The sequence below is a fragment of the Solibacillus sp. FSL K6-4121 genome, from assembly GCF_038002585.1.
Taxonomy (GTDB): Bacteria; Bacillota; Bacilli; order Bacillales_A; family Planococcaceae; genus Solibacillus; species Solibacillus faecavium.
In genome coordinates this window covers 1,553,263-1,570,367 of sequence record NZ_JBBOCS010000002.1, presented here as the reverse complement: position 1 = coordinate 1,570,367, position 17,105 = coordinate 1,553,263, and the positions used below count along the sequence as shown (strand labels likewise).

The following is a 17,105-nucleotide window of genomic DNA, read 5'->3' as shown; positions in this document are numbered from 1 at the left end:
CACTTGTGGTGAAAGGATTGCCGGCTAGACATAGTCGTTAGCTCCAATGAAGTGATTGCTTTAAAGCAATAACTAGGGTGGTACCGCGAAACTCGTCCTCGTCCCTTTCTTAGGGGACGAGGTTTTTTTATTTTCAAAAATAGTGATTATTATAGTGTATATGTAACTTTATTAAAGCCAACATTAGTTGCTTGGAGTGGAGGGCGATGAGTGTAGCTGACGGCTAAAGCCTTTCGCTACATGCAGAGCATCCTGTGGGAAAAGCGTGACGGTGCTTCTGCGGTGGCCGCAATAAATTGCCGCCATCCTCGGCGCAAAGAATTAGAGACAAACAAGTTTGACTCTAATTCTTGCCCGCGGAAAGCATTTTTCCGGAACGGAAAGCAACGGGTTCAGAGCAGGCACTATGTCGCTATTTCTAATGAGTAGGAATTTTGTGGTTTTTGGAGATACTTAGTTGATTGAAATGTAGGCGGCGACTCCTACGGGAACAGCACGAGCGGAAGCACCCGGACTGAGCGAAGCGAGGGAGAAGGCTGGAGCCGTGCCCGTGGAAAGCGTCCGCCGAAATGGAAATCAACGTATTGAAGAAGCTAACTTTATTCTCTAACTAAATAAGGAGGACTTTGTAAAATGGAACAACAATTAAAGCAATTAGAACAAGAAGCATTAGCCAAAATCACTGATGCGGCTGACTTAAAAGCAGTAAACGAAGTTCGTGTTGCGTACTTAGGTAAAAAAGGACCAATCACGGATCTTTTAAAAGGAATGGGGAAACTTTCTGCAGAAGAACGCCCGAAAATGGGTGCCCTTGTAAACACAGTACGCGAAAATGTAACAGCTGAGCTTGAGAAAAAAGTAGCTGCATTAGAAGAGGCAGCAATTTTAGCACAACTTGAAAACGAATCAATCGACGTAACATTACCAGGTGCAAAAGTACGTGCAGGAAACCGCCATCTTTTAACACGTGTTATTGAAGAAATTGAAGATTTATTCTTAGGAATGGGATACGAAATTGTAGAAGGTCCAGAAGTAGAAAAAGACTACTATAATTTTGAAGCGATGAACTTACCAAAAGGCCATCCAGCACGTGATATGCAGGATTCATTTTACATTTCAGAAGAAACATTATTACGTACACATACTTCACCAGTACAGGCACGTACAATGGAAGCCAAAAAAGGCGAGCCGATTCGCGTAATTTGTCCAGGTAAAGTATTCCGTCGTGATACAGACGATGCAACGCATTCTCACCAATTCATGCAAATTGAAGGCCTTGTAATTGGTGAAAATATTCGCATGTCTGATCTTAAAGGTACTTTAGATGCCCTTGCGAAAAGAATGTTCGGTGCAGAACGCGAAATTCGTTTACGTCCATCGTTCTTCCCATTCACAGAGCCTTCTGTAGAAGTGGACGTATCTTGTCATAAATGCTCAGGTAAAGGCTGTAACGTTTGTAAGCAAACAGGTTGGATCGAAATTTTAGGTGCTGGTATGGTTCATCCGAACGTACTTGAAATGGCTGGATATGATTCAACGGTAGTTTCAGGTTTCGCATTCGGAATCGGTGCCGAGCGTATCGCAATGTTAAAATACGGTGTGGATGATATTCGTCATTTCTATACAAATGACACGCGCTTCTTATCACAATTCCACCAGGCAGAAGTGTAAGAAGGAGGACAATATAAATGTTAGTTTCATTAAAATGGTTAAGTCAATATGTAGATATTTCTTCTTTAGAAGCAAACGAATTAGCAGAAAAAATTACGCGAGCGGGGATTGAGGTAGACGCAGTAATTGACCGTTCACTAGGAATGTCAAATGTTGTAGTCGGTCATGTTGTATCAAAAGAAAAGCATCCTGAAGCAGATAAATTAAATGTGTGCCAAGTAGACGTTGGGGAAGAAGAACTTCAACAAATCGTTTGTGGTGCTCCAAATGTAGATGCAGGTCAAAAAGTAATCGTAGCGCGTCCAGGTGCGAAATTACCTGGAGGCATTAAGATTAAAAAGGCAAAATTACGTGGTCAAGAATCAAACGGTATGATTTGTTCACTTCAAGAGTTAGGCATTGAAGGTCGCCTTGTGCCAAAAGCTTATGCTGAAGGGATTTATGTTTTACCTGCAGATTCAACTCCAGGTGCGGATGCATTAGAAGTTTTAGGTTTACGTGATACAGTACTTGAGCTTGGTTTAACACCTAATCGTTCGGATGCATTAAGTATGCTTGGTGTTGCTTATGAAGTAGCAGCAATTTTATCTCAAGATGTAAAATTACCGGAAATTAATTATACAGCTTCAGCTGAAAAAGCGGCAGATGTATTAAAATTAACAGTAGAAGATAAAGAAGCAAACCCAATGTACGCAGCGAAAGTTGTGAAAAATATTGAAGTAAAAGAATCTCCATTATGGCTTCAACATGCGCTTATGTCTGCGGGAGTACGTCCACATAATAATGTAGTCGATATTACAAACTATGTGTTAATGGAGTACGGTCAACCATTACATGCGTTCGACTATGACAAGTTAGCAACTGGTGAAATCGTTACACGTATGGCTCGTGACGGCGAAGTGATGACGACTCTTGATGATCAGGAACGTAAATTACAACCACATAACCTTGTTATTACAAATGGTCAAGAAGCTGAAGCAGTAGCAGGCGTTATGGGCGGTGCTAAATCAGAAGTATCAAATACTACAACGACAGTAGTAATCGAATCTGCATACTTCAACCCATCATCTGTACGTCGTACTTCAAAAGAAATTGGCTTACGTTCGGACTCTTCTGCACGTTTTGAAAAAGGTGTAGATCCGAACCGTGTCCTTCCTGCTGCGGAACGTGCAGCACAGTTACTTGCTGAATTAGCAGGGGGAGAAGTACTGGAAGGTACATTGCTAGTTGATGAGTTAGATAAGACACCAGCCCGTGTAGTTGTATCACCTGACTTCATTAATGGCCGCTTAGGTATGAAGATATCTTTAGAGGATATGCTGTCTATTTTAGAGCGCTTAAAATTTGATGTGGAAGCAGTTAATGGATTATTAATCATTGATGCTCCGACACGACGTCAGGATATTAAAATTCCGGAAGATATCGTGGAAGAAATAGCACGTATGTATGGCTACGATGAGATTCCTGTAAGCTTACCGGCGAGTGATCAAGTTGGCCGCTTAACGCCATATCAAGCAGGACGCCGTATTGTACGTAATGTTATGGAAGGAGCAGGTCTATACCAAGCAGTAACTTATTCTTTAACTTCTGCTGCTCATGCTCAAAAGTTTGCTCTAAAAGCTGAAGAGACGACAAAATTATTAATGCCTATGTCTGAAGAGCGCTCTACACTACGCCAAAGCTTAATTCCTCACTTAGTAGAGGCGGCAAGCTATAACGTAGCCCGCCAAGCAGAAACAGTGGCATTATATGAAATTGGTTCTGTATTCCTTGGTCAAACTGCGGAAGAACTTCCATTTGAAGAAGAGCACTTGGCACTTGTATTAACAGGTAAATGGATTGATAATACATGGCAAGGCGAGAAGAAAAACGTTGATTTCTTCGTTGCAAAAGGTATTGTAGAAGCGGTATTTGCAAAATTAGGCTTAACATCTCGCGTAGGCTATGCAAAAGCGCAAGTAGATGGCTTACATCCTGGTCGTACAGCTGATGTTTTATTAGATGGCGAAAAAGTGGGTGTCATTGCCCAGCTTCATCCGCAAGAACAAAAAGCATTTGATGTAAAAGAAACTTATGTGGCTGAATTAAACTTGAATGCCATTTTAAGTGCGACGCAAGAAGAGCTTGTTTATTCAATGATTCCGCGCTTCCCAGCAATGAGCCGTGATATCGCATTAGAACTGGATATAGCGACTCCAGCAGGTGAAATTGTAAGCATTATTAAAGATGCAGGCACTTCATTATTAAAAGATGTAAAAGTATTCGATGTATATGCAGGGGAAAAAATGACGGCTGGTAAAAAATCAGTGGCATTCTCATTAACATACTATGACCCAGAGCGTACATTAACAGACGAAGAAGTAGTTGCAGCGCACAATAAAGTATTAAAAGCATTAGCACAAGCTGGCGCGGAAGTACGATAATTTTATAAATATTTAAAACCCGAATGCGCAATTTTTTAGCATTCGGGTTTTATTTATGGAAATGAAAACCCCCTGCTATGCGGGGGGTTCTAAAAAGCTTTTAGCTATGGACAAAAAAAATACTCCAATCGTACAATAAAATCAGGTCTGGTCAACCGATTACGTACGAAAGGAGTTCCAATAATGGATAATAAAAGTTTAGCACATACAACATGGAATTGTAAGTATCACATAGTGTTTGCGCCAAAATACAGAAGAAGAATTATATATGGAAAAATAAAAGCGGATATCGGAAAAATATTACGTCAACTGTGTGAAAGAAAAGGCGTAGAAATTATTGAAGCGACAGCATGTCCGGATCATATACTATGTTAGTGAGTATTCCACCAAAGCTAAGTGTGTCTGCGTTTGTTGGATACCTCAAAGGAAAAAGTAGTTTGATGATATTCGATCGACATGCCAATCTGAAATATAAATATGGGAACCAGAAATTCTGGTGTCGCGGATATTATGTGGATACAGTAGGTCGAAATAGAAAAGTCATTCAAGAGTATATAAAAAATCAACTGCAAGAAGATTACGTAGAGGATCAAATATCGATGAAAGAATTCATTGACCCATTCACAGGAGAAGAAATCAATCGAAGAAAAAATAAATAAACCGCTTTAGCGGTAGTCGGAAACGTAGTGCGGTTGGCAGACCTTTCAGAGCGTCTTTAAACGTGGGCCAGTAACCCAGCGTTTCACGCGCAGAGAAAACCACCAGTTCGACTGGTGGTTTTTATTTTACGGTTGAATTTGTTTATCTGACTTTGTCATTCCTACAATTGTGCCAAATAGACCACTAATTGTATGTACGATGCCAAAAGTGTAAAAATTTAAGAAGACATGGTTTGTATATTCATTTAAAACGGGAAACCCGTAGATGACAGAGCCAGGCGTAGTCGTGTCGCCTCCAAGTGAAGTATAAACACTATCTTTAAAGTCAATTGAATAAAAGATCAAAACGACGAGTAGTGCAACCCCAAATATAAAATAGATCATACGCATTATATGATCTTTAGCATTGCGCGCACTTACAACAAAAAAACGATATGTAATAAATAAGCTTAATAATAAAAATGGTGCGACAAGCGCTAAACCAAGTGCACCAAGATTACCGCCATCTGCAACATCATCTGGTTTAACCGTAAAAAAGTGCTGAATAATCATTACACCAAATAAACTAATGCCCAAACTTATGAGCCAACTAAGACGTAGCATGTAAATCCTCCATTTCTATTATCACTATACATGGTACTCTATTTCGTTTCAATGTAGCATATAGGATTCTTTTATCCGATATATTCAGTATAATATAGTAGAATGATGTAAAGGGGGAGGAATTTTTATGCTTAAAAAAGAAGAAGCGGTACTGGTACTTATTGATATCCAGGGGAAATTGGCACAAATTGTTGATGAGAGTGAATTTATCATAAAAAATATTGCCAATGTAATACAGGGAGCAAAATTACTCGAGTTACCGATTTTATGGCTTGAGCAATACCCTAAGGGGCTCGGACCAACCGATGAACGTATTGCAGAGCATTTAGTTGATGAAAAACCAATCGAAAAAATTACATTTAGTGCATATGATACAGAAGAATTTGTTCAAGCTTTAGAACAAACAGGGCGCAAGAAGATTCTATTAGCTGGTATTGAAACACATATTTGTGTCTATCAAACTGCTGCGCATTTACTTGCTAATGGCTATGAGGTGGAAGTGTTGGCGGATTGTGTATCTTCACGTACTACAGCTAACAGTAAAATAGGTCTTCAGAAAATGGTACAACTTGGAGCTACTGTTACAAGCGTAGAAATGGCCTTATTTGAAATGCAGCAAGTAGCAAAAGGCGACGTATTTAAAGCAATCAGTAAATTAGTAAAATAATAGGGAGAAGGGCTAGCGACAGTAAATTATCGCTAGCTTTTTCATTATTTAAAAATCGACAGCTTCTTTAATGCAATGCATACAGGTATGGCAATAAGAAGTCCGACTGTATTTTGAACAAGGTTGCCTGGAATAGAAGCTAACGGAATAATCCAGTTTCCATACAACACACGCTCACAAATATAATAACCGCCCAACATAAAGGGAATTGAAATAAGTATCGCAATGATATTATAAATAAAACTCTCACCATTTTTTCCGTTAGATGTAGCAATTTTACCTACAATATATCCTTGAATTCCACGTGTAATAAAAGTGAAGGGTGCCCACAATGTCCAGCCGGATAGAATATCAAACAATGCCATTCCAAAAGCTCCTGCAATTGCTCCTTTTTTAGGACCAAATAATATCGCTACAGTAAACAGCATTGCCGACCCTAAATGAACGAGCCCACCGTTTGCTGCTATAGGCAATCGAATATTAATAAAAAATGTTGCGATAAAAACAAGTGAAATAAGTAAGCTCGTAATAATTAAATCTTTTGTTTTTTCGGATGAGGCTGAAACAGAACTTGTTGTTTGCATAGATAATTCTCCTTCTATTTGAAATTATCTATCATCTTAGCAATATATTGACACCTGCAAAAGGTTCAAAAATGAATAATTTGATAAGGTCAGATTAAAGAAAAAAGCCTTTGTTAAATGAATGAACATTTAACAAAGGCTAAGGCTATTTTAAAGTGGATTTTCTTTTTCCATAAAGGAAATAAATAACGAGTCCAATTATGAACCAGATACCACAAGCAGCCCAAGTTTGCATTGACAGCTGTGTAATGAGGAAAATACATAAAACTAGCGATACGATTGGCAAAACAGGATAAAATGGTACTTTAAATCCATTAGGCGGCAAGTTTTTGTTTTTTCTTAAGTTTAAAATACCGGCTGAAACGAAAATAAAGGCAATTAATGTTCCCATGTTTACTAATTCTGCTAATGTCGCCAATGGAACAAATCCAGCAAAAAAAGAAATGACAATTGTAAAAATCCATGTGTTTTTCACAGGGGTTTTACGTTTTGAACTTAACTGTGAAAATATTTTAGGCATTAAACCGTCCCGAGCAAATGCCATTAATAGACGAGTGCCGCCATACATCATTACTAATATAACGGTCATCATCCCGATCACTGCACCTAATGAGATAATGCCAGCTGCCCATTCCTGATTGATTACTTGCATGGCAAAGGAAACGGGATCTGTTACATTTAAATTTGAGTAAGGGACAATACCTGTTAATACTAATGAAACTACCACATACAACAATGTACAAATAAATAAGGAGCCGATAATACCAATAGGCATACTTCGCTGTGGATTTTTAACCTCTTCAGCTGCAGATGACACTGCGTCAAATCCTAAGTAAGCGAAAAACACGAGTGCTGCACCAGTAAATACACCGCTCATACCGAATGGTAAAAAAGGTGTCCAGTTTTCTGGCTTTACATAAAATACCCCGACAGCAATAAATAATAAAATAACCCCTATTTTTATCGCAACTAATAATGCATTAAATCTAGCGGACTCTTTCATACCTATTGTCAGTAAAATTCCGATTACAAAAATAATAAAAATTGCTGGTAAGTTAATATAAGTGCCTTCTTCCAGGTTGAATGGTCCGGTTAAAGCTAACGGAATGTGAATATTTAACCCTTCTAATAAGGAAATAAAGTAACCTGACCATCCAGTTGCTACTGCCGCTGTAGCGAGTCCATATTCCAGTAGCAACGACCACCCAACGAGCCAGGCGATGATTTCACCGAAAACGATATAACTATAAGAATAAGCGCTTCCTGTCACGGGGACAGTTGAAGAAAATTCTGAATAACAGAGCGCGGCTAATGCGCACACTATAGCTGCAATGACAAAGGAAAATATAATCCCTGGTCCTGCATGTAGAGCTGAAACTGTTCCAGGCAAGATAAATATACCTGTTCCGACAATTGCACCCACCCCGAGTAAAATTAAGTCAAATGCGCCTAATGTTTTTGGGAGTTGCAAATTATTGCTTTTATGCAAAAGGTCCTCAATGGGTTTTTTTCTAAATAATTTTTTCACTATTTCACCTATTTCTAATTTAACAATATCAAAATTTTATCATCATTAATCGGAATAATAAAGAAGTTTATCAAGTTGAAGCGTTAAAGTGAGATTTCCTTTCGAAAAGCAGAAAAATATGGTGTTAAAGAGAGACTGAAATGACAGAGATAAAAGTATTATTTGTTTATATTTAAAGTTTTATGTAAAATAAATACTATTTAAATAAAGAATATTGAAAAGTAAATTTGCGGTTATGAAAAAAACAGATATAATTTCGATAGAGTGAAGATATTGAAATTTACTCATCTTTTGAACCTAGCACAAAGGAGTGCAAATAATGGAGAAAAAAATCCAAATTAAACAGCCGAAGTATCAAGTGATTGCAGAGGATATAGCAGCAAAAATTGTTGAAAAAAAATATATTGTCGGAGAAAAAATTTATGCACGTTCATCATTAGCATCTCAATACAATGTATCTTCGGAAACAGCGAGAAGAGCGATTGCCGTTTTACAAGATTTAAATATCGTCGAAGCAACAAAAGGAAGCGGTGTTGTAATCGTTTCGTACGAAAATGCCGCCAATTACGTTCAGCGATTGCAGGGAGTAAAATCAATACGGGATTTACAAAAGCAATTAACAGATAGTATTGGCAAACAAATTGATGAATTAAATAACTTCCAGGATACGCTGGAGGAGATGGTTAATCGGACAAGCAGATATCAATCCATTAATCCTTTTGTTCCTTTTCAAATTGATATTACAGAGCAATGTCCTTATTTATCAAAAAATATTGGGGAAATTAACTTTTGGCAACAAACTGGAGCAACAATTATAGGCATCAAAAAGGATCATGAACTAATTGTTTCTCCTGGTCCGTACGCTACAATTTCTTCTGGAGACACTTTATTTTTTATTGGTAAAGATGAATGCTACTCAAATGTGAAACACTTTTTACAACTATAAAGTAACCATTTTCATTTAGCTTTAGTGAAGCTTGTCATATTTGTAATAAAAACAAACTACTACCGAAAACTTGTTCGGTGGTAGTTTTTTCTGTTTAATGTAAACTATTTCTTTCTGGAAATTCTCGAATGGATACTTCTTATTTGACAAAAGTAACAACGTTCATTAGTATTGAAGTTGTTGCCTGTAACAACCTGATAGAGTAAAAGAGTTGTTACTTGCGAGAAATTTATAATTATAGGAAGTGGATTATGGGGAAAATTAATATTGAACGAGTCACGAAAGTATTTGGGAAAAATACATCACAAGCATTGAAGTTAGTTAAGCAGGAAAAATCTAAAGAACAGATTTTAAAAGAAACAAATGCCACTGTAGGTGTATATGAAGCTAGTTTAACGATTGAAGAAGGTGAGATTTTCGTAATTATGGGGCTTTCAGGAAGTGGGAAGTCAACATTAATACGATTGTTAAATCGATTAATTCAACCAACAAGCGGTGATATATATATAGATAACCAGAACATTACAAACTTGAATAAAAAGAGCTTACAAATTGTTCGAAGAGAAAAAATGAGCATGGTGTTTCAAAACTTCGCATTATTCCCACAACGTACAATTTTGCAAAACGCAGAGTATGGCCTGGAAATCCGAGGCATTCCAAAAGAGGAAAGACGATTAAAAGCAGAAAAGGCTTTACAAAATGCAGGATTGCTCTCCTATAAAGATCAATATCCAGATCAATTATCAGGTGGTATGCAACAACGTGTAGGACTTGCACGTGCGTTAGCAAATGATACAGAAATTATTTTAATGGATGAAGCTTTTTCTGCTCTTGATCCGCTCATTCGAAAAGAAATGCAAGATGAGCTATTGGAATTACAAGCTAATTTACAAAAAACGATTGTCTTTATTACACATGATCTAAATGAAGCACTTCGTATTGGCGATCGTATTGCCATTATGAAGGATGGTAAGATCATTCAAGTAGGAACAGGGGAAGAAATTTTGACTAACCCTGCAAATGAATATGTCCGATCATTCCTGGAAGATGTAGATCGTTCGAAAGTATTGACGGCGGAAAATGCGATGATTCGTCCAATGACAATTCAAATTGATCATGAAGGGCCAAAAGTTGCGTTGCAGCGTATGAGAGAAGATAAAGTAAGTGTCCTGCTAGCAGTAGATAAAGCCCGAAAGTATTTAGGCTATATTACTGCAAATGATGCACTTGAGCTTGCGCAATCCGGTGAAAAATCATTGCAATCAATTCTACGCAATGATATGCCAATTGTTGAACCATCTACAGTCATACAGGATATTTTATCGGTTATTTCCGATTCTCCGACACCTGTTGCTGTAGTCGAAGAGGGGAAACTGCGCGGTGTACTTATCCGCGGTGTAGTACTAGATTCATTATCCTCTGAAAAAAACGGAGGTGTAGATCATGAGTAAACTATTAAATTTTGGAACTCCAATACCAGTAGCAGATAGAGTAGAAGACTTAATGGACATAGTTACGGATACACTTTCAGCTCAATTCCGTTTTATACAAAATAATGGTGCGGATTTAATGGATCTCGTCACATCAGGATTGACGTCTATACCACCATACGTATTTATTATTATCATTGCTATTTTAGCATTTTTTGCAACAGGTAAAAGATTTGGTTTAGCGATTTTCTCGATACTAGGTTTATTATTCATATTAAACCAAGAGCTATGGAATCAACTTATGAACACATTTACACTTGTACTGTTCTCAAGTTTAATCGCAATTATAATCGGTATACCACTTGGAATACTAATGTCTAAATCAAAAATTGTTGAACAAATACTTAAACCAATTTTAGACTTCATGCAAACAATGCCAGGATTTGTGTATTTAATTCCAGCGGTTGCATTTTTCGGAATTGGTGTCGTACCAGGTGTATTTGCCTCAGTCATCTTCGCATTACCGCCAACTGTACGCTTCACAAATTTAGGTATTCGCCAAGTTCCAAAGCACTTAATTGAGGCGGCGGACTCTTATGGTAGTACGTTTACACAAAAGTTATTAAAAGTAGAACTACCACTTTCCAGAGCTACTATAATGGCCGGTATTAACCAAACAGTACTATTATCTTTATCGATGGTTGTTATTGCATCAATGATTGGTGCACCGGGATTAGGCCGAGAAGTATTATCAGCATTACAACGTGCACAAATTGGGAACGGATTTGTTGCCGGTATTAGCTTAGTTATCTTTGCGATAATCGTAGACCGATTAACACAAAGTTTAAATAAAGATAAATCAAATGGGGGAAAATAAAATGAAAAAATTCAAATGGATGCCTGCAGCTACTGCAATGAGCGCAGCACTTTTATTAGGTGCATGTGGAGATGAAACAACAGATACAAAAGACACTTCTTCTTCAAAAGATGTAGGTTCAATCGATTTAGCCTATGTTGAGTGGGATTCAGAAGTTGCTTCTACGTATGTAGTAGCAGAAGTATTAGAAAGTGTCGGCTATGAAGTCGATATTACACCTTTAGATAATGCTATTATGTGGGAAGCTGTCTCAAAAGGTGAGTCAGATGCCATGGTATCTGGCTGGTTACCTGCAACACATGCTTCACAATATGAAAAATATGGTGCAGATATTGAAGATTTAGGGCCGAATTTACAAGGTGCAAAAATTGGTTTAGTTGTACCAAGCTATATGGAAGTTGCATCGATTACGGATCTGTCGACAGAAGCAGCATCTACAATTACTGGTATTGAAGCAGGTGCGGGAGTAGTTGCAGCTGCGGAAAGAGCGTTAGAAACTTATCCAAACCTAGAATCTTGGTCATTACAACCATCTTCTTCAGGTGCGATGACGGTTGCTTTAGAGCAAGCGATTAAAAATGAAGAAGAGATCGTTGTAACAGGCTGGAGCCCACACTGGAAATTTGCAAATTATGATTTAAAATATTTGGAAGATCCTGAACGTGTATTCGGTGGGGAAGAAAGTATTCACACGTTTGTTCGTCAAAACTTAGAACAAGATGCACCAGATGCATTTAAAATCTTAGATGCCTTTGAATGGACTACAGAAGATATTGAAGAAGTAATGCTGGATATTTATTCAGGGACTAAACCTAAAGATGCGGCCCAAAAATGGATTGAAAACAATGAGGACCGAGTGAATAAATGGACAGAAGGTATTGAAAAGTAATAAAAAATAGCGGAATGGAAGCTGATATAGCGACCATTCTGCTTTCTTTTTATTTTGTATAGTTATCGAAGTAACCTTGAATATAAATCATTGGTGTTCCTTTATCGCCTGATCCTGAAGTTAAGTCAGACAATGAGCCGATAAGGTCAGTCAGCTTACGAGGTGTAGTACCTTGAGCAGCCATATTACCAGTTAAATCTTCTTCTTTATTATTAATATAATCTTTAATTGCTTCTTTTAATGCTTCACCATGTAAATTTGCAAAATCATTATCAGCTAAATACTTCAACTTGATCTCGTTCGGAGTACCGTCAAGGCCTGGCGTATAGGCAGGAGATACTACAGGGTCTGCAAGCTCCCAAATTTGACCTACTGGATCTTTAAATGCTCCATCACCGTAAATCATTACTTCTACAAGTTTGCCAGTAGCCGCTAAAATTTTTGCTTGGATGTCATCAACGATTGGTTGACAGTTATCCGGGAATAATTTTACGCTATCTTCCGTCGATTTGTTTGAACCAAGTAAGCCGTAGTTAGAGTTAAAGCCAGATCCGTTCACAGATTCCGCTAAAATATTGTCTAGACCGTAAATTTTTTCTGCACCGGCAGCTTTTAAAATACGTTTTGTACGGAAACGAGAGTGAATATCACATGTTAAAATACTCTTCGTATAATCTAATATCGTTTTTGCGTTGTTTGAGAAGATAACCTCTACTTCAGCGCCTTGTTCAACGATTAATTCTTTATAGTATTCGATGTAGTCCACACCTGTAAATGTATGTTTGTTATAACCGAAGTGACCTCGGAATTCAGCTTCTGTCAGCACATCTGTCCAAGGATTGATTCCTTTTTCATCAAGTTCATCTAATGTTACTAAATGGTTACCCACTTCATCAGAAGGGTAGCTTAGCATAAGAACGATTTTCTTTGTGCCTGCTGCAATCCCTTTTAAAATATTAGAGAAGCGATTACGCGAAAGAATTGGGAAAATAACACCTACAGTATCATCACCAAATTTGGCCTGCACGTCAGATGCAATATCAGAAATTTTTGCATAGTTACCTTGTGCACGAGCAACAACAGATTCTGTTACTGTCACGATATCACGATCTTCAATTTCATAGCCTTCAGTCTTTGCGGCATTTAACGCTGTATCGACAACGATTTGAACAATATCATCACCTTCATTAATAATCGGGCCACGAAGACCTCGTACAACCGTTCCTACTACACGTTCCAAAATAATCTCTCCTTCAAAAGCTGTAAGTTATATTTTAATTGTTTTTGCTTACCGTTAAGCAAAACTTAAGAAATCTCACAAGGTTTACTATAACTCGTTCATGTGATATAAGTAAAATTAATAATTCTAATATCAGATATAAGTGAGGGTTATATGATAATAAAGTTAGAAGCATATCGCGTATTTAATGAAGTAAGTCGAAATAAGAGCTTTTCAAAGGCAGCGGCAGCTTTGTATATGACACAGCCAGCCGTTAGCCAATCCATTTCAAAACTTGAAAAAGAACTCGATATCGTTTTATTTAACAGAACACCAAAAGGGGTAACATTAACAGAAGAGGGCGAGCTATTACATGAATATGTTAATTCCGCGCTTGGTATTTTAGATGCAGGGGAAGAAAAAATTGCAGAATTTAAAAACCTGCGTACCGGCGTTTTGCGTATTGGTGTAGGGGATACGATTTCAAGATATTTTTTACTTCCTTATTTAGAAGCATTCCATATTAAATATCCTGGCATTAAGCTAAAGGTTTTAAACGGTACAACAAGTGAAATATTAGCATTTATAAAATCAGGGGAAGCGGATTTAGGCATTTGTAACTTGCCAATTCAAGATTCACAGCTTCAAGTTATCCCTTGTAAGGAGATTCATGATATATTTGTGTGCGGACAAAAATATAAAAATTTAACGAAAAAGCCTATTACACTCGATATGCTCATGAAGCTTCCATTAATTTTTTTAGAAAAAAAAGCAAATTCGCGTATTTATGTGGAAAACTATTTAAAAGAAAAGGGATATACGATTTCACCTGAATTCGAATTAGGCTCACATGATCTAATGTTAGAATTTGCAAAAATTAATTTAGGTGTCGCAAGTGTAACGAAGGAGTTTGCGACCGATTACTTAGTAAAAGGGCTTTTATATGAAATTGAGCTCCAACAGCAAATTCCTAAGCGAAGTTTAGGAATTGTCCATTTAAAAAATGTTTCACTCTCAAAGGCAACGAAGAAGTTTATTGCCATTGTTGACCCAGGAATTATTCATAAATAGAAGAAAAAGAGGAATAAACATGACAACTAATTTTAAGGAATTTCCATTATCACAAGAATTACAGCGTGCGCTCAAGGATTTGGATTACAGCGCACCAACTGAAGTACAGCAAAAGGTATTACCCCATGCTTTAAAAGATAAAGATTTAATCGTAAAAGCACAAACAGGAAGCGGGAAAACGGCTGCATTTGCGATCCCGATTTGCGAAAATATCGATTGGATTGAAAATAAGCCACAAGCTCTTGTATTAACACCTACACGTGAATTGGCTGTCCAAGTAAAAGAAGAATTCACAAATATCGGACGCTACAAACGTATTAAAGCGACAGCATTGTACGGGAAGCAGCCATTTCGTTATCAGCAAGATGAACTAAAGCAAAAAACACATATTGCTGTCGGAACGCCAGGACGTGTATTGGATCATATTGAAAAAGGGACATTAAAGCTTGATAAAATTCGCTATGTTGTCCTTGATGAAGCAGATGAAATGCTGAATATGGGCTTTATTGAACAAGTAGAAGCAATATTAGCACATGTCAAGCATCGAGAAGTAATGATGCTATTTTCTGCGACCGTGCCCGAAACAATAAAAAAACTGGCTGCCAATTATTTAAATGATCCGATTGATATTGAAGTACAGTCAGAGGAGGCTGCTCAAAAAATTGAGCATGCTGTTATAGAAGTACGCGAAGAAGAAAAAACAGCAGCTGTAGAGAAAATTGCGGTTGTCGAAAATCCGGATACATGCATTATTTTCTGTCGTACAAAAGATCGTGTTGATGAGCTTCATGATTATTTGTATGACCGCGAATATAGTGTCGATAAATTACATGGTGGAATGGACCAGTCAACTCGTTTACTTGTAATGAATGATTATAAGCGCGGCGATTTCCGTTATTTAGTTGCTACAGACGTTGCAGCCCGTGGTATTGATATTGAAAACATTTCACTTGTGCTGAACTATGATTTACCGATGGAAAAAGAGGCGTATGTTCACCGTACGGGTCGTACAGGACGTGCTGGATTACAAGGGAAAGCTGTCACATTTATCACTCCTTATGAGCATAAGTTTTTAGAAGCTATCGAGGAGTTTATTGGCTTTGCCATTCCAAAGGTGAACTTACCTACCCATGAAGAAGTCAATGCCAATACAGAAGCCTTTGATAAAAAAATGCAAAGTCGCCCCCAAAAGAAAAAGCAAAAAAATGCGAAAGTCGATGCAAACATTACGAAGCTGTATTTTAATGGTGGTAAGAAGAAAAAACTACGTGCGATTGATTTCGTCGGGACGATTGCAAAAATTCCGGGGATGAGTGCCGAAGATATCGGCATTATTACAATTTTAGATACTTCAACGTTTGTAGAAATTTTAAACGGTAAAGCTAATCTCGTATTAAAAGCGATGAAAACAACGCCAATAAAAGGTAAGCAATTAAAAGTGCATATATCGACGAGCGGTAAATAGTTTAAAAAAGTCGTATTGAACATTGTATAACGTTCAATACGACTTTTATTGTTATAAGCATGTTTAATTATTTTCCGCGTTTTTGATATAAAACCATAATAAATTTGCGAGCTCGACATTTTCCCCAGCATGCGGCGTATTTGCAAAAGCTTCACGAAATGGTTTTAGCAATGCTTCAATGACGGCAATACGTAATTCATCGCGCTGTAGCTCATCTAGAATACTTTCCGTGAATTGAGCTCCTACCCCATTTGCGGCATCCAATTTTAACTGGTCAAGAAACCCTTGCACTTTTTCAATTAAATCGCTCTTTGTTACCGATTGGTAAATTTTTTTCTCCACAACTAGTTGAAGAGCATCTTGAGTAATTAATATTTCGCCATTTTCCAGCATGGAAGGGTAAATTGCTTTAATATTGCGAAGTGCAATCCTTAAAATCTTCTTCGGATCAATCATATCCTTATAAAATAAGCGATGACAATACGTTAAATGATGCACCATCGCAAAAAACAAAATAGCGAGCTCAAGAGTATAAGGGCGTACTTTTTCGCCAAAAATATCGGTGAACCGATTAGATACCCATTCAATTTCCAGTAAGCGATAGCGCTCTAATAATTCCCTGAGCTCCTTATCGTTCGACTGAAAAATATTTTCGAACACGGATGCTAGATTTTGTTTCTTATTTATTTGCATAAGTACGAGTATTTGTTCCAACAATAAATTTTCATCTGTATTATCTTGGTTTAATAGCATTTCATGGCGTAACAAGCTCGCTTCATAACGGGTTTGCTCCATAATTGCTGTAAAACATTCTACTTTTGAAGAAAAATAATTATAGAAAGTCCCTTTGGAAATAAGTGCTTTGTCCAAAATATCTTGTATTGATGTTTCATGGAAGCCTTTTTCAATAAAAAGCTGTAATGCATTGTCGAGCACCTGTCTTTTTCGTTGATTCATGAGTTTCCTCCAAATAAATATATCCGATTCAGTGTGCATATAAAAAATAAATAGAAAAAAACATTTCTATATACGCTGATTTATACTCCTATTCTACTGACTGAAACGCGTATTAG

The 17,105-nt window shown here is 37.3% G+C and carries 14 protein-coding genes, 1 pseudogene and 1 other annotated feature (1 of these 16 running past the window's edge); of the genes and pseudogenes, 10 read left to right on the top strand and 5 right to left on the bottom strand.

Features of this window, described 5'->3' with window-relative positions; all coding sequences use genetic code 11:
• Nucleotides 1–109 (top strand) — a binding site (T-box leader) (it extends 121 nt beyond the left edge of the window).
• 524 nt (nt 110–633) lie between these two features.
• The 3 genes and pseudogenes from pheS to tnpA all read left to right on the top strand — a co-directional run bounded on the left by pheS (nt 634) and on the right by tnpA (nt 4,753).
• A complete protein-coding gene (pheS, locus tag MHH95_RS17640) occupies nt 634–1,671 on the top strand; it encodes a phenylalanine--tRNA ligase subunit alpha (RefSeq protein WP_340728636.1) in 1,038 nt (345 codons plus the stop codon).
• 17 nt (nt 1,672–1,688) lie between these two features.
• Nucleotides 1,689–4,094: a phenylalanine--tRNA ligase subunit beta gene (pheT, locus tag MHH95_RS17635; protein WP_340728635.1), complete on the top strand. Its 2,406-nt coding sequence runs from the start codon at nt 1,689–1,691 to the stop codon at nt 4,092–4,094.
• 183 nt (nt 4,095–4,277) lie between these two features.
• Nucleotides 4,278–4,753: pseudogene (gene tnpA / locus MHH95_RS17630) on the top strand (IS200/IS605 family transposase).
• A 126-nt stretch (nt 4,754–4,879) separates the two neighbouring features.
• On the opposite strand, the gene MHH95_RS17625 reads toward tnpA, so the two are convergent.
• Nucleotides 4,880–5,356, bottom strand: coding sequence for a nucleoside-diphosphate sugar epimerase (locus tag MHH95_RS17625; RefSeq protein ID WP_340728634.1), 477 nt, complete (start codon nt 5,354–5,356; stop codon nt 4,880–4,882).
• Between the two features lie 127 nt (nt 5,357–5,483).
• Here MHH95_RS17625 and MHH95_RS17620 point away from each other — a divergent pair, with 127 nt between their 5' ends.
• Nucleotides 5,484–6,023, top strand: coding sequence for a hydrolase (locus MHH95_RS17620; protein WP_340728633.1), 540 nt, complete (start codon nt 5,484–5,486; stop codon nt 6,021–6,023).
• 44 nt (nt 6,024–6,067) lie between these two features.
• Here the strand turns inward: MHH95_RS17620 and MHH95_RS17615 are convergent, their stop codons facing one another.
• Together MHH95_RS17615 and MHH95_RS17610 are read right to left on the bottom strand one after the other, a co-directional pair.
• A complete protein-coding gene (locus tag MHH95_RS17615; protein WP_340728632.1) occupies nt 6,068–6,607 on the bottom strand; it encodes an ECF transporter S component in 540 nt (179 codons plus the stop codon).
• 145 nt (nt 6,608–6,752) lie between these two features.
• The gene (locus MHH95_RS17610; RefSeq protein WP_340728631.1) at nt 6,753–8,135 is read right to left on the bottom strand and encodes an amino acid permease; all 1,383 of its coding nucleotides are present in this window, start codon (nt 8,133–8,135) and stop codon (nt 6,753–6,755) included.
• A gap of 319 nt (nt 8,136–8,454) precedes the next feature.
• Here MHH95_RS17610 and MHH95_RS17605 point away from each other — a divergent pair, with 319 nt between their 5' ends.
• The 4 genes from MHH95_RS17605 to MHH95_RS17590 all read left to right on the top strand — a co-directional run bounded on the left by MHH95_RS17605 (nt 8,455) and on the right by MHH95_RS17590 (nt 12,277).
• Nucleotides 8,455–9,081 carry a TrkA C-terminal domain-containing protein gene (locus MHH95_RS17605; RefSeq protein ID WP_191700521.1) on the top strand — a complete coding sequence of 209 codons (627 nt, stop codon included), beginning with the start codon at nt 8,455–8,457 and terminating at the stop codon, nt 9,079–9,081.
• Nucleotides 9,082–9,332: 251 nt separating this feature from the next.
• Nucleotides 9,333–10,532, top strand: coding sequence for a quaternary amine ABC transporter ATP-binding protein (locus MHH95_RS17600; protein ID WP_340728630.1), 1,200 nt, complete (start codon nt 9,333–9,335; stop codon nt 10,530–10,532).
• Nucleotides 10,525–11,388 (top strand): ABC transporter permease, encoded by an 864-nt coding sequence (locus MHH95_RS17595; protein ID WP_340728629.1) that lies wholly within the window; start codon nt 10,525–10,527, stop codon nt 11,386–11,388. The genes MHH95_RS17600 and MHH95_RS17595 overlap by 8 nt, the downstream gene beginning before the upstream one ends.
• 1 nt (nt 11,389) lies before the next feature.
• Complete coding sequence (locus MHH95_RS17590) at nt 11,390–12,277, top strand: glycine betaine ABC transporter substrate-binding protein (protein WP_340728628.1); 888 nt, start codon at nt 11,390–11,392, stop codon at nt 12,275–12,277.
• 49 nt (nt 12,278–12,326) lie between these two features.
• On the opposite strand, the gene MHH95_RS17585 is transcribed toward MHH95_RS17590, so the two are convergent.
• Nucleotides 12,327–13,517, bottom strand: a complete 1,191-nt coding sequence (locus MHH95_RS17585; protein WP_340728627.1) for a coenzyme F420-0:L-glutamate ligase — start codon at nt 13,515–13,517, stop codon at nt 12,327–12,329.
• Nucleotides 13,518–13,670: 153 nt separating this feature from the next.
• Here MHH95_RS17585 and MHH95_RS17580 point away from each other — a divergent pair, with 153 nt between their 5' ends.
• Together MHH95_RS17580 and MHH95_RS17575 are read left to right on the top strand one after the other, a co-directional pair.
• A complete protein-coding gene (locus MHH95_RS17580; RefSeq protein ID WP_340728625.1) occupies nt 13,671–14,567 on the top strand; it encodes a LysR family transcriptional regulator in 897 nt (298 codons plus the stop codon).
• 19 nt (nt 14,568–14,586) lie between these two features.
• Nucleotides 14,587–16,032 carry a DEAD/DEAH box helicase gene (locus tag MHH95_RS17575; RefSeq protein WP_340728624.1) on the top strand — a complete coding sequence of 482 codons (1,446 nt, stop codon included), beginning with the start codon at nt 14,587–14,589 and terminating at the stop codon, nt 16,030–16,032.
• A 63-nt stretch (nt 16,033–16,095) separates the two neighbouring features.
• Here the strand turns inward: MHH95_RS17575 and MHH95_RS17570 are convergent, their stop codons facing one another.
• Nucleotides 16,096–16,989 (bottom strand): TetR/AcrR family transcriptional regulator, encoded by an 894-nt coding sequence (locus MHH95_RS17570; protein WP_340728623.1) that lies wholly within the window; start codon nt 16,987–16,989, stop codon nt 16,096–16,098.
• Nucleotides 16,990–17,105 lie beyond the last annotated feature (116 nt).

Coding starts and splice junctions, on each gene's coding strand:
- pheS (WP_340728636.1), top strand. CDS start 634: ATGGAACAACAATTAAAGCAATTAGAACAAGAAGCATTAGCCAAAATC.
- pheT (WP_340728635.1), top strand. CDS start 1,689: ATGTTAGTTTCATTAAAATGGTTAAGTCAATATGTAGATATTTCTTCT.
- MHH95_RS17625 (WP_340728634.1), bottom strand. CDS start 5,356: ATGCTACGTCTTAGTTGGCTCATAAGTTTGGGCATTAGTTTATTTGGT.
- MHH95_RS17620 (WP_340728633.1), top strand. CDS start 5,484: ATGCTTAAAAAAGAAGAAGCGGTACTGGTACTTATTGATATCCAGGGG.
- MHH95_RS17615 (WP_340728632.1), bottom strand. CDS start 6,607: ATGCAAACAACAAGTTCTGTTTCAGCCTCATCCGAAAAAACAAAAGAT.
- MHH95_RS17605 (WP_191700521.1), top strand. CDS start 8,455: ATGGAGAAAAAAATCCAAATTAAACAGCCGAAGTATCAAGTGATTGCA.
- MHH95_RS17600 (WP_340728630.1), top strand. CDS start 9,333: ATGGGGAAAATTAATATTGAACGAGTCACGAAAGTATTTGGGAAAAAT.
- MHH95_RS17595 (WP_340728629.1), top strand. CDS start 10,525: ATGAGTAAACTATTAAATTTTGGAACTCCAATACCAGTAGCAGATAGA.
- MHH95_RS17590 (WP_340728628.1), top strand. CDS start 11,390: ATGAAAAAATTCAAATGGATGCCTGCAGCTACTGCAATGAGCGCAGCA.
- MHH95_RS17580 (WP_340728625.1), top strand. CDS start 13,671: ATGATAATAAAGTTAGAAGCATATCGCGTATTTAATGAAGTAAGTCGA.
- MHH95_RS17575 (WP_340728624.1), top strand. CDS start 14,587: ATGACAACTAATTTTAAGGAATTTCCATTATCACAAGAATTACAGCGT.
- MHH95_RS17570 (WP_340728623.1), bottom strand. CDS start 16,989: ATGAATCAACGAAAAAGACAGGTGCTCGACAATGCATTACAGCTTTTT.